The following is a 12,887-nucleotide window of genomic DNA, read 5'->3' as shown; positions in this document are numbered from 1 at the left end:
ATTTAGGTTCTTTTTTTCTGCTCATGTGAAGATAATGAAGCATAAAAAGGATCGTTCAATAGGCAATTGTAGATCAAGTGATGATCGTCACATTCGCCTGTCAATAGGGTGCTGGTGAACGCTTACTAATATTGCTCCTTATAATAAATGTCCATTTTGTGGTTTTTCGACAGTTGAAACACTAGACCACTATTTGCCCAAGGCTAAATTTCCGCTCTTGTCAGTATTGCCTGAGAACTTAGTACCTTCTTGCAATAAATGTAATAAAGGGAAAAGCAGCGGGATTGCTACGGTGAAAAATAAGCAGACGCTACATCCTTACTATGATGACGTAAATCAACAACAGTGGTTATTTGCTCGTCTTAAAGAGGATGACTTCATGCGCATGGAGTTTTATATTAATATTCCCAATACTTACTCTCGTATCATGCAGGAAAGAATACAATCACACTTTGTCGATTATCATTTATCAAATAGATTTTCGATAGAAGCTGCATCGCGGTTAGCCACACTCAGAGAAGTTTTTATAGAAAATGCTCCCCAAGTAAATCCATTAGATTACATTAGAGCACAGCTTAAAGTTGATGCTGACAACGAATTTAAACTACATAAGAATTCGTGGGAAACAGCGATGTATCAGGCATTGCATGAATCTGACTGGTACTGCCATGAAGGATTTCAAAATGATGTGTACGATCCTACGGCTTATGTAATGGATGATGATTTGGAGGCCTTGATGTAGCAATCCAATAGTAAATTCGAAAGGGGCTGATGTGTATTATATGCATGTCCTTTAAGTGAGCTTTCGGATTACAACTTTACATGTGCCACATCTTTTCACTCGTTTGATCGAAGCGTCCTAAACGGGAGCAGAAACAAGAAGATGGCACGGGTAGCACTAAGATCACAAAAGCATCAATTGAATGTTATAAACGAATGCTAGTTTTATACACATCAAATGTGACTCATTAATGGACAATTGACTCTTTCAGAAAAACTCCATTTTTTCAATGCTTTAATTTATAAAGGTCTCGGTAAAGATAGTATTCAAATCACTATCTCTCCGCCACACTCTAAGCCCTAGCAGAAATGCTAGGGCTTTTTCCGTTTCTGTATCACAGGTTAAAAAATAATAGGGTCGAATATTGCCTTTTTCCTTCCATAGTTACCAATACTTAAGCTAACCCATAGTTCGCTAAATTAGCAAGTGAGCTGACATGTTTTTGTCCACAAATGAGTTACCGATGCATATTTCCTTGTGTGATCACCAAGCGATTCTGTCGTACCTTAATTACCAAGCGACTTTATCACAATGACAATCCGCTTAATCTTATAGCATTGCCTACGTTTTTTATGACAAATTTCAGCTTAGGGATGTGTCAAAAACAGCACTATTTACAAAAAATTATGACAACTGCTATACTTGGGATCCATAAAGAAAAAATTTTCACCTAACCCACTGTTAAAGTTAGAATTTATCAAAAATCGTCAAAACTTATGCCTAAAAATTTTTCCAAGGGTGAAAACACATGGGCAAAACCTATGATGGCCTGCATCGTATTAGCTTTTTAATTGATGAGAATGGCATGATTGAACATGTATTCAATAAATTTAAGACCAAAGATCATCATCAAGTGGTTTTGGATTATTTTGCTCAATAATCCCAAAACTCGGTAATAAAAACCCAAATGCCCAATCAAGTGGATTGGGCATTTTAATGTCTGATAATCTTAATCTCGTACAGAATTATGCTGCTGAGGAATCCTGAGGTTCGTCGACACTCGGTAGCGCATGCAATACCGCTTTCACAAGTGTTGCTAACGGGATAGCGAAGAACACTCCCCAGAACCCCCATAAGCCGCCGAAGACTAACACCGCAACAATAATCGCTACTGGATGCAAATTAACCGCTTCTGAAAACAACACCGGTACTAGCACGTTCCCATCTAGCATTTGCACTACGCCATAAGCGATGATCAGCCAATAAAAATCTGGCGTTAAACCCCATTGAAATAGCGCAACCAAAGCCACTGGCACTGTCACGGCTACCGCACCAACATACGGAATAAGCACAGACAGGCCAACGGCAACCGCTAATAATACTGGATAACGCAGACCACAGATCAAAAAGACCAAGTATGTCGCCACACCAACAATCACAATTTCGACCACTTTACCGCGGATGTAATTGGAAATTTGGCTGTGCATCTCATCCCAAACCTTGGTTGCCAAACGGCGATTCTTCGGCAAAATGCCACTTAATGCCGACAACATGGTATTTTTATCTTTGAGCAAGAAAAAGATCAATAATGGCACTAACACTAAATACACCCCTAAGGTCGCAATGCTCATCAAAGAAGTCATTGAGCCACGCAGCACCGTTTCGCCCATGCCGAGTACTTTGGTTTGAGTGTTTTCTACAATTAAGTCAATAACCTGAAGGTTGGCAAGATCGGGATAGCGTTGCGGCAAGCTGATAATGTAAGCTTGTGTGGTATTGTACATATTCGGCATATCATTAAGTAAATTAGCCACTTGTCGCCAAACTGTCGGTACTAAACCAAACAAAGCCAATAACATTAAACCAATAAACAGTGCCACAATGATGAGCACGCTCGGTAGTCTTGGTAGGCCACACTTCCTTAAACGTGCTACCGGCCATTCCAATAAATAAGCTAACACGATGGCAATAAGCAGCGGAGCAATCAGATGCCCGAAAAAATAAATAACGATAAAACCGATAATTAAGGTGGCAACCAAGCTCACCGCATGCGGGTCGGAAAAACGGCGTTTATACCAACGGATAATCATTTCGAACATTTCAGCGTGTTCCTTTTGGTGACATATAAAGTCGTTATATCGTTTATTTTATCCACTTTCACTTCAAAAGGTGGTTGTGCGAAAAAAAACATCATATCCTTTATCGAAGCAAGATCATCGGACAAAATTGTCAGTTGTTGCTTAGCATTTAATTGCATTGCTGCTCTTTTAGCCAGCAACAGCGCCATCGGGCATCGCTCGGTTCGAAGATCTAGATAATCAGCATTCATTATTTCATTCAAACTTTATGATAGAGTTAGCGTATGAGTTGGTTTATGGTCAACTTTCACTTTTTTAAGTTAACGTTACCCAAAGTATTTGGAGTTGCAGTCCGTTATAAAGAACGAAGTGCCGCTCTAAGTGAAACGGGTATATTGTATATGAAAAAGAAACCAAGTGACGAATTTGGCATCTTAAATTTATCCTAACGGTCAGAAATGGATTTTATATAGTCAATATGCAGCGATTTTTACGTACCACTGTCGGTATTGTGCTCTCAGCACTACTTTGCACCCAAACTTTAGCCTATGCCGATCAAGATTTACCTGATATTGGCACCACAGCCGCCGGCACCTTAACCATAGATAAAGAGCTAGAGTATGGCGATGCTTACATGCGAATTTTGCGTGCCAGTAGCCCTATTATTAGCGATCCTGTTATGGATGAATATATTGGTAACCTTGGTCATCAATTAGTCGCCCATGCAAATAACGTCAAAACCCCTTTCCATTTTCACTTGATCCGCGACCGCAGTGTTAACGCCTTTGCCTTCTTTGGTGGTTATGTCGTAGCCAATACTGGGCTGTTTTTGCACGCCAATAATGAAAGCGAATTAGCGTCGGTTTTTGCCCATGAGATCTCGCACATTACCCAACGACATTTAGCTCGACACATGGAAGCGCAAGCCCGTAATACGCCTTTAACTATTGCGGCGTTAGTCGGTTCACTTCTATTAGCTATCGCGTCACCGGAAGCGGGTATTGCCGCATTGAATGCGACCACGGCCGGTTCTATGCAAGCCAGCATTAACTACACTCGTTCTAATGAGCAAGAAGCCGACCGATTTGGCATTGCTACTTTAGCGCGTGCCGGTTTTGACCCTAAAGGCATGCCGGATTTTTTTGGTCACTTAGCCGATCAATATCGCTATGCCAGCACCCCGCCCCCGATGCTATTAAGTCACCCCTTACCGGCGGCGCGTTTAACCGAAGCTCGAGACCGTGCCAATAACTACCCAAGAGTGTCACTGCCGGTATCATTGAATTTTCATTTAGCCCAAGCCCGCGTGATTGCACGTTATGCCAATATAGACTCTGATCGCTCGCTTGATTGGTTTGCCCGTCATTTAAAAAAATCCAGCCCGATCCTAAAACCCACCATTGAATATGGCGAAGCGCTGGTTTATATCGATACCGGAAAGGTCGCTAAAGCGGAAGCCATCATGAAGCGATTATTGGCCAATGATCCTTATAATAATTTTTATTTGGATGCCGCATCCGATCTCTATTCGAAGAAAAAAGAATACAACACAGCGCTTAATTTGCTACAAAAAGCGCTGCAAAGAAAACCCAACAATGCGGTATTAACCATAAATTATGCCAACATCTTGATGGAAGCACAGCGGAGTAAAGAAGCCATCCCTATCTTGCAGCGCTACACCCATAGCAACCCTGATGATACGGTTGGTTGGTCATTGCTAGCCGATGCTAATGCCAGTATTAGCAATGAAAAAGAACAATTGGCAGCTCAAGCTGAATTATTTGCCTTGCGCGCCGATTGGAATAAAGCGATAAAGAATTATACCCGAGCCAGTCAAATGGCCACATTAGGCAGTTTAGAACAAGCAAGATACGATGCCAGAATCGATCAATTGCGTTTTTCTCAACAACGCTTTGCTGCTTTAAAATAACGTCAATGGCACTTTAAAAGAACATTAATGTAATCCGTTAAGTTTGTTTTGCTTATGAGCATCGACATTTAACATCGCATGAATTTAAGGAATAAATATGTCTGTCACTATCTACCACAACCCACGCTGCTCAAAAAGCCGTCAAACGCTTGAATTGTTAACCGAGCAAGGTATTGAGCCACAAGTAGTCAAATACTTAGACGATACCCCAAACATAGAAGTCTTAAAAACCATTTTCCAACAATTAGGCTTAGCAAGCGTTCGCGATATGATGCGCACCAAAGAAGATGAGTATAAAGCGTTAAATTTGGGCGACAGCAAGGTCAATGATGAAGCGTTATTTGAAGCCATGCAACAACATCCAAAACTGATTGAACGCCCTATTGTTGTCAAAAATGGCCAAGCCCGTATCGGACGACCACCAGAGCAAGTGCTTGAGATTTTATGAGTACTGAACCGACCCGCATTCTGGTGCTGTATCACAGCCGACATGGCACCACTTTGCAATTGGCACGTCAAATAGCCCGTGGGGTTGAATCGGTCACAGGTTGCCAAGCGCTACTTCGCACTGTGGCAGAAATAACAAGTATAGAAAGTGAAATAGCGCCACGCGATCACACTACCAGCAGCGATCCTGTGATCAGGCTTGAAGAGTTAACCCATTGTGATGGATTAGCGTTAGGCAGTCCGGTTTGGTTTGGTAACATGAGCGCAGCAATGAAGCACTTTTGGGATAACACCACCTCATTATGGGTGTCCGGCAGTTTAATTGATAAACCAGCTTGTGTGTTTACCTCATCCTCTTCGCCTCATGGTGGACAAGAAACCACCCAGCAATCAATGATGTTACCTTTGTTTCATCATGGCATGATGGTGATGGGCTTACCATATTCTGAACCCGACTTACACACCAGTTCGCAAGGTGGCACTCCTTATGGTGCTAGTTCAATCAGTGGTGATCCTGTCAATCACGGTGGCATCAGCTTAAACACGCAAGTCAAAACACTCGCGTTTGCACAAGGACAACGTTTAGCGACGATTGCTAAACGGTTAAAAGTATTAAATTAAGTTTCTAACTAAGTGTTTCTCAGCAAGTGCTTCTAAGAATATTGTTGATTACCAAAAGACGTTTAAACCGTCCATGGGGACTTGGAAAAGAACATCCATGTTCTTTTGACACTTTTCTCCATTAACAATATCGATAGAAGCGTATTGATATAATCTTTCATAGTTATTACAAGGCAGTTATGACTCAGATTACTCACTCTCGACCGTCGCGCTATTTCGCCCTTATCAGCTACCTTTGTTTGGTAAGTTGGGTATTGGCTTGGCATGCGTTTATCTCCCCTCACCCACACATTAATTATATCGGCTTAACGGTAGCGTGGATGATCCCCTTACTTTTACCATTAATCGGCATTCTTAAAGGCAAACCCTACACCCATGCGTGGGCCAACTTTATTTTGATGTTCTATTTTCTGCACTCTTTAACAGTGTTGTATCTTGATGAAGGAGAACGCTGGTTAGGGGCAGTCGAATTGCTATTAACTTCCTTAAGCTTTGTGGCTAATATTTTATATGCTCGCCATAAAGGTAAAGCATTAGGCTTAAAACTGACGCGCTTATCGATCGTAGAAAAACAAGAAAAAGCACGTTATGAGTCTGAGATAAAGTAAGCAACACAAACAATAAAAAAGACCATCGTTAACTAAAAATAATAGTTAACGATGGTCTTTTTATTTGGAGCGATTAGATATAATACCAATTTCATTTAATATTTAATCAATTTGAATACGCCGAAAAGACGCTGAACCGTCCTTGCTCGCTTGAGAAAAGGCCATCCATGGCCTTTGACACTTTTCTATGTACTCAATTTTGAACCATCATTAAATTTATGGAATTACAACTCAATCGTTACCGTTTCGCCGTCTACCGTAAGTTCAAGCGAATTGCCGATGACTTGATGAGACACTTCAACTTGCGCACCATTGTTCTTATTAGGAACCAATAACGTTAGGATGTTGTGCTCTTTGGCCGCTTTAAATTCAACTTCAACGTGACGGTGAACTTCTAAGTCTTTAAATTCGTACGGGTCTACTTCACCAAAGCCTTCAACATTTTTAATTGAAACAATGTTATCTGGATTTTGATTGATAAAGTTAACATCTAAATGCGCTTTTTCACCACGGATAGTAAAGGATTTTTCCGCGACTTCATTAGTGAATGTAGTGTGCATCAACCAAGTCATGTCTTGCTCAGACTTCAGTGTCGCTTTGTCTTGCATCACGAATACTTTGCCTTTCACAAACCAAATTTTACGTTTGTAAGATTCTAGATCTGGCACGAAGTAAGCGTAAGAACTAGTGGCATCACCTTCAACAAATTTCACCTCTGATTCAGTGTCGAAATCGGTAATGTTGCCACCGGCTTCAATGCAGAAACGGTCTTGGTGAGCTTCGAAATTAGTATTCTTATTCTCGCCGTACTGACCTTTGCCACCAAATAACGGTAAGTTTTTAGAGAAAGTATGACGACGCCATTTAGTGTGCATATCCACACCGAAACCGCCGTAGTAACCGGTAACCGATGCTAATGTTTCACCAAAGGCATGCAGTGTGAACGCATTTTGATCCGCATGTGAGTGGCTAATCGAACCAAATGGGCTGCACTTGAAGACCATATGGATATGCTCATCACGTTCAGTCATTTTGTTGTGGAACGCCGCCCAACCCGTAATAGGGAAGACTTTCAACAATGGATCGTTTGATGGTGCTTGTTCTTCAGGAGCATCCCAAAGAATGTTGAAACGAAGATCATCATAACCAAAGTCCCACCAACCGAAGTTGTAGAATTTAGTATGCGCTTCTGTATCACGTGCTTTTAATTGATTGTAGTACCAAACGTATTCTGGTTTTTGGTTAACACCAGCGTAATGCTTAATGTTATAAGCCAATTTAAGACCAGGGAAATCACCAATGGAAGACTGATCACAAAAGCTAGCACGCTTAGAGTGAACTGGCATGCAATATAATGGGAAGTCGCCGGTGTTTTCATAGAATGTCTTATTAAACATATCAACGCCACAGTACGCTTTCAATAGATCGAATGCTTCGCCTAAGAATGCGGTTTGGGTATTCCAGTAGTCAGGACCTTCAGCCCAACCGCCATCTTCACCGCCCCATGGCGGGTAATGGACAGCGTAGTACTCTAACGCGTAAGCAATGTATTCACCGGCTTTCGGGTGATCATGGTATAGCGCAATACAAGTCGGAATAATGGCAGAAGAAATTGAACGAACACCATGGCTGTTAAGTGGGTTAGCTAATAGGTCTACCGTCACTTTCAGGTGATGCATTATTTCATCTAAACGAGTCACAAGTGCGTTACGTACGATTTCAAGCTCTTCTTCCGTGAAGTAAGCGTGTAACCAGTCATAACCCCATGCCATCGCTGCGATCACGCGGAACGCGGCTTCATCATTGTAACCACGAGAAGTCACACCATCTGGATCATAAGTCGCCAGTTTTAGGGTCCAAGCTTTCGCTTTCGCAATAATGGCTTCGTCTTCTTTCACGATACCCGCAATGGATAAGTTACGGGTTGCATTCATCGCCATTTGACAATCAACGTACATTTGACGCCAGTAAGGACGCCATAACGATGCTTTTCCTACCGTTTCTTCTGGGTAAGGTTGCGGCTCGTCGTACGGCGCTGTCTCTAAGAATTTAGCCGTAGAATTATTGAAGAAATCATCGAACATGCAAAAAGAATCATCTTGCTTCACTTTAGCTTTAAATTCTGCAAGATCTTTTGATTGAACCAAAAGACGTGGGCGTGCTTCGCTTAAGGTATCCAGAAAAGATAAATCGAAATCGCGTTTCTGAACTTCGATCGGCATTAAATCAACAAGGTTTCCTGCTGATGTGTCGTTTTCTAGCTTGATCTTCCTGATCGCATCAAGAGATTTTTGGTTGCTCATGCGGACTCTCTTATTCAATAATAAAATTTAAAAAATAGGTGATAAATACCAATTAATCTTATTGTAGTACAAAACAAGCAGGCAAGTAAAATACACCCTTCAATTTTAGATTAAAACTGTGATGATCCCCTCAACCAAGTAAGTGGGATCTACCTTCATCATTTAATTTTTTCGCATAATATGATGCGTTAAGAGGCCACTTCAAGATCTTCTCCCCTTTTACCAAGCGTAGTAATTAGATAATTACTACGCTTAGATTAGAAACAATTCCCTTCTAAGCAACGCTGAGTGATCACTTGTTGCAGTTGTTGCCGTAACCAGCGATGGGCAATATTGTTATGCTGCCTTGCATGCCACACCATATAGTAAGTGAAAGGTTGCATATCTAATGGTGGTGGCACGATCACTAAATCTAACGCTTCTGCCATGTGCGCCGCTAAACAGCCGGGTAAGGTGAGCAATAAATCCGTTTTTGCTACCGCATGAGGCGCAGCAGTAAAATGTGGCATCCGTAGTGCGACATGTCTTTTATAACCCAGCTTTGCGAGTGCCACATCAATGGTGCCGAGGTGATCGCCGCCCATGGTGATCAAAGCGTGTGAAGCTTGGCAATAACGCTCTAAGGTTAACTCTTGCCCCGCTAACGGATGATCTTTTCGCATCACGGTGACTAAACTATCTTGGCCGAGCTTTTGCGCATAGATATCGGCCGATACGGCGCCAGTCAAGCTACTAAAGCCAAGATCGGTTTCCCCCTGCGCTAACATCTCCATCAAGTTCGGTTGGCTATTTAAACATTGAATTCTCATGTTTGGCGCTTGTTCAAATAATGATTGGAACACCGGAGGCATAAACACTTGCGAGAAAAAATCCGTCATCATAAAGCTAAATTGGGTGGTCGCTTGCAGCGGATCAAATTCGGCGGGTGTTAATAAAGACTCAGCATCTTGTAATAAATAGTCTAAGCTTGTAGCAAGACTTTGCGCGCGCTCGGTAGGCAATAATCCGCCTCGACTGCGCACAAACAAAGGATCGCCAAATTGATGACGCAAACGCTGCAATGTTCGACTCATAGCAGATTGAGTCACATTTAATTGGATCGCCGCTTTGGTCACGCTGCGAGTCCGTAACAACGCTTGCAATGCCACCAGTAAATTTAAATCCACTTGATTGAGTTTTGACATTTATGATCCTAAGTCATTTCTATAATTAATTTCATGCATTAGGAATATAATACTTACCGGTCTATTATACCAACTCAAATTTACTTCCTTCTTATTGTATTTTTGCCCTAAATAACGAGGTCACCATGTCAGTAAACACTATCACCAGTCGCGGTTATGCTCTCAAGCAACGTCCAAATGGAATGCCAACACCGGACTGCTTTGAACTACAAACTGAAACCTTGCCTTCACTTTCTCAAGGTCAATTCATTATTAAAAACTTGTGGTTATCGGTTGATCCTTATATGCGTGGCCGCATGAGTGATGCTGAAAGTTACGTCCCACCATTTCAACTTGGTGAATTGATGCAAGGTTCAGCGATTGGTGAAGTCATCGAATCGCAACATCCAGACTTTAAAGTCGGTGATAAAGTCAACAGCATGCTAGGTTGGCGTGAATATGCCATTTCAAACGGCGATATGGTGCAAAAATTACCGGCAACTTCATTACCAGAGCAAAGCTTTTTAGGCGTTGCCGGCATGCCTGGTTTAACTGCTTGGGTCGGTTTAAATATCATCGGTGAAGTAAAACAAGGCGATACTGTTTTAGTGTCTGCCGCATCTGGCGCAGTCGGCAGTTTAGTTTGTCAGTTTGCAAAAATTAAAGGTTGTCGCGTGATCGGTAGTGCTGGTAGCGCCGAAAAAGTCGAGTGGTTGAAATCACTCGGTGTTGACGCGGTGATCAACTATAAAGACTACAATAACGCAGCAGAATTAGAGGCCGCATTAGCCGAACATTGTCCGAATGGCGTTGATGTTTGTTATGAAAACGTCGGGGGTGATCATTTAGAGGCCGCGTTAAATTTATTAAACCGTTACGGTAAAATGGCGGTGTGCGGAATGATTGATTTATATAATCTTTCCGATGCTAAAGCCGGTCCAAACAACTTGGCTAACATCGTTAAGAAAAGCTTAAAAATTCAAGGTTTCATCGTGTCTGATCATTGGGAGCATTACCCAAGCTATGTGGCACAATTAAGCCAATGGGCGGCAGAAGGCAAAGTCAGCTGGAAAGAAACCACTCGCCAAGGTATTGAATCAACACCCGATGCTTTCTTGGGTTTATTCAAAGGTGAGAATATCGGCAAGATGCTGATCCAACTTTAATTAGTCCTTGTATTTGAAACTGCATATTTATGAATATATGCTCATTCACCTTAATCATTTAAACAATAAATTTTATTAGTAAACGGTCTATCATTCCCCAAAGTAATTGATGTTGCAGTGCGGCGGCAAGTAAACGAAGCCCCATGAGCTTAGCTCGTCTAAGTGATTGGGGTGAGTGAACGTAACCAACAAAGCTGCAGCTTCAAGTACGAAGGGGATAATCGTTCTACAGGAGCAATACATGAACAACTTTAGTTACCAAAACACCACAGAAATTCATTTTGGCCAAGGTCAAATCGCCGCGATCGCTAACAGCATTCCAAAAGATAAAAAAATCTTAGTGACTTACGGTGGCGGTTCTATCAAAGGTAACGGTGTTTACGATCAAGTCGTTGCGGCGCTTAGCGAACATAACTGGGATGAATTTTCTGGTATTGAGCCAAACCCACAATACGACACACTAATGAAAGCGGTTGAGCGTATCCGCGCGGAAGGTTTTGACTACCTACTTGCGGTTGGTGGTGGTTCAGTAGTTGATGGCACTAAATTTATTGCCGCAGCAGTCAGCTACCAAGGCGAAGAAGAGTGGGATATCTTAGCCAAACAAGGCAAGATTGAATCAGCATTGCCATTAGGTTGCATCATGACGCTACCAGCAACCGGTTCTGAAACCAATATCGGCGCTGTGGTTACTCGCGGTAAAGAAAAATTAGCATTTATGCACCCTTCTGTGCGACCTCAGTTTGCGGTTCTTGATCCTCAAACGACGCTTAGCCTTTCTGAGCGTCAAACCTCAAACGGAGTAGTGGATGCCTTTATCCACGTAATGGAGCAATATCTAACTTACCCTGCAAACGCAAAAATCCAAGACCGTTTTGCGGAAGGTATTTTGCTGACATTGGTCGAAGAAGGTCCTAAATTAATGACCGATCTACAAGACATCGAAGCACGTACTAACGTGATGTGGGCGGCGACTCAAGCGCTAAGTGGTTTAATTGGTGTTGGTGTTCCTCAAGATTGGGCTACCCACATGATTGGTCACGAGCTAACCGGTAACTTTGGTGTGGATCATGGTCGTAGCTTAACCATTATACTTCCTGCCATTATGCAAGTATGTCGCGCAGAGAAAAAAGCGAAATTACTGCAATATGGTGAACGTGTATGGAACATTACTGAAGGATCTGATGACGCGCGTATCGATGCAATCATTACAAGAACCAAGCAGTTCTTCATTGATATGAACACGCCCGTATCATTAAGTGAAATTGACCTAACTCAAGCGGATATTGATACCGCAATGGCAAGCTTAGAAGCACACGGCATGACTAAACTTGGCGAGAATGGTTCTATCGATTTAGAGCGTTCACGTCAAATTTATCAAACTGCGCTATAAGCCAATATTACGCTTAAGCAATTAGGGGCTGTTGATCTTTCGTGTTTTTTTTTGCTGCGAATTGTTGGGTTTTTATACAAGAAAGAGGCTTTGTGGTGTAGCTGGCTACACGAAAAGCCGATGACGAAGTAGAAAAGACCAACAAACGCAGCCCGAAGGGTTCGGCTAAAAGCCTTTTACTCTTCGTTAAGTCTCATTTACTTAGAATAATTAGGCTTCAATCGACTTTCCTCGATTAAAAGGCTTTTATCTCGAACAAAATTTAATCACGAAAGATCAACAGCCCCTAATCTAACGATAAAAAATATCAAGGTCCTGATTAGCATCTAAATCTTGATTTCTCTCTTATGGTGCATGTAACGACAGTCCACTGCCAATACATCCCCTAGCACCATAAGAGAGCCTTTTTATACGCAGAGCCACGGAGAAACACCTCACATTCGACAAGGATATCACT

At 42.1% G+C, this 12,887-nt stretch carries 11 protein-coding genes and 1 pseudogene; 8 read left to right on the top strand and 4 right to left on the bottom strand.

Annotated features, from left to right (window positions below; translation table 11 throughout):
• Positions 1–217 precede the first annotated feature (217 nt).
• Together HC723_RS06885 and HC723_RS06880 are read left to right on the top strand one after the other, a co-directional pair.
• Positions 218–742: a hypothetical protein gene (locus HC723_RS06885; RefSeq protein ID WP_190338601.1), complete on the top strand. Its 525-nt coding sequence runs from the start codon at positions 218–220 to the stop codon at positions 740–742.
• Between the two features lie 781 nt (positions 743–1,523).
• Positions 1,524–1,661, top strand: a pseudogene (locus HC723_RS06880) (thioredoxin-dependent thiol peroxidase); the annotation flags it as partial.
• An 85-nt stretch (positions 1,662–1,746) separates the two neighbouring features.
• Here the strand turns inward: HC723_RS06880 and HC723_RS06875 are convergent.
• Positions 1,747–2,820, bottom strand: a complete 1,074-nt coding sequence (locus HC723_RS06875; protein WP_190338599.1) for an AI-2E family transporter — start codon at positions 2,818–2,820, stop codon at positions 1,747–1,749.
• Complete coding sequence (locus HC723_RS06870; protein ID WP_153447498.1) at positions 2,808–3,050, bottom strand: sulfurtransferase TusA family protein; 243 nt, start codon at positions 3,048–3,050, stop codon at positions 2,808–2,810. The genes HC723_RS06875 and HC723_RS06870 overlap by 13 nt, the downstream gene beginning before the upstream one ends.
• A gap of 227 nt (positions 3,051–3,277) precedes the next feature.
• Here HC723_RS06870 and bepA point away from each other — a divergent pair, with 227 nt between their 5' ends.
• From bepA to HC723_RS06850, 4 genes are all read left to right on the top strand, one after another.
• A complete protein-coding gene (gene bepA / locus HC723_RS06865) occupies positions 3,278–4,729 on the top strand; it encodes a beta-barrel assembly-enhancing protease (RefSeq protein WP_190338598.1) in 1,452 nt (483 codons plus the stop codon).
• A 97-nt stretch (positions 4,730–4,826) separates the two neighbouring features.
• Entirely contained in the window at positions 4,827–5,177 is a 351-nt protein-coding gene (gene arsC, locus HC723_RS06860; protein ID WP_190338597.1) for an arsenate reductase (glutaredoxin), read from the top strand.
• The gene (wrbA, locus tag HC723_RS06855; protein ID WP_153447501.1) at positions 5,174–5,797 is read left to right on the top strand and encodes an NAD(P)H:quinone oxidoreductase; all 624 of its coding nucleotides are present in this window, start codon (positions 5,174–5,176) and stop codon (positions 5,795–5,797) included. Before arsC ends, wrbA begins: the two co-directional genes overlap by 4 nt.
• Positions 5,798–5,976: 179 nt before the next feature.
• Positions 5,977–6,405 carry a DUF2069 domain-containing protein gene (locus HC723_RS06850; RefSeq protein WP_153447502.1) on the top strand — a complete coding sequence of 143 codons (429 nt, stop codon included), beginning with the start codon at positions 5,977–5,979 and terminating at the stop codon, positions 6,403–6,405.
• A 224-nt stretch (positions 6,406–6,629) separates the two neighbouring features.
• Here the strand turns inward: HC723_RS06850 and HC723_RS06845 are convergent, their stop codons facing one another.
• Positions 6,630–8,708, bottom strand: a complete 2,079-nt coding sequence (locus tag HC723_RS06845; protein ID WP_190338596.1) for a DUF4962 domain-containing protein — start codon at positions 8,706–8,708, stop codon at positions 6,630–6,632.
• 257 nt (positions 8,709–8,965) lie between these two features.
• Positions 8,966–9,892, bottom strand: coding sequence for a LysR family transcriptional regulator (locus HC723_RS06840; protein ID WP_190338595.1), 927 nt, complete (start codon positions 9,890–9,892; stop codon positions 8,966–8,968).
• A 125-nt stretch (positions 9,893–10,017) separates the two neighbouring features.
• Between HC723_RS06840 and HC723_RS06835 the strand changes: the two genes are divergently transcribed.
• Both HC723_RS06835 and HC723_RS06830 read left to right on the top strand, forming a co-directional pair.
• Complete coding sequence (locus tag HC723_RS06835; protein ID WP_153447505.1) at positions 10,018–11,037, top strand: NADP-dependent oxidoreductase; 1,020 nt, start codon at positions 10,018–10,020, stop codon at positions 11,035–11,037.
• A gap of 241 nt (positions 11,038–11,278) precedes the next feature.
• A complete protein-coding gene (locus tag HC723_RS06830; protein ID WP_153447506.1) occupies positions 11,279–12,430 on the top strand; it encodes an iron-containing alcohol dehydrogenase in 1,152 nt (383 codons plus the stop codon).
• Positions 12,431–12,887 lie beyond the last annotated feature (457 nt).

The sequence above is a fragment of the Vibrio sp. S11_S32 genome (genome assembly GCF_014694465.1).
GTDB lineage: Bacteria > Pseudomonadota > Gammaproteobacteria > Enterobacterales > Vibrionaceae > Vibrio > Vibrio algicola.
This window is presented reverse-complemented; position numbering and strand designations above follow the sequence as displayed.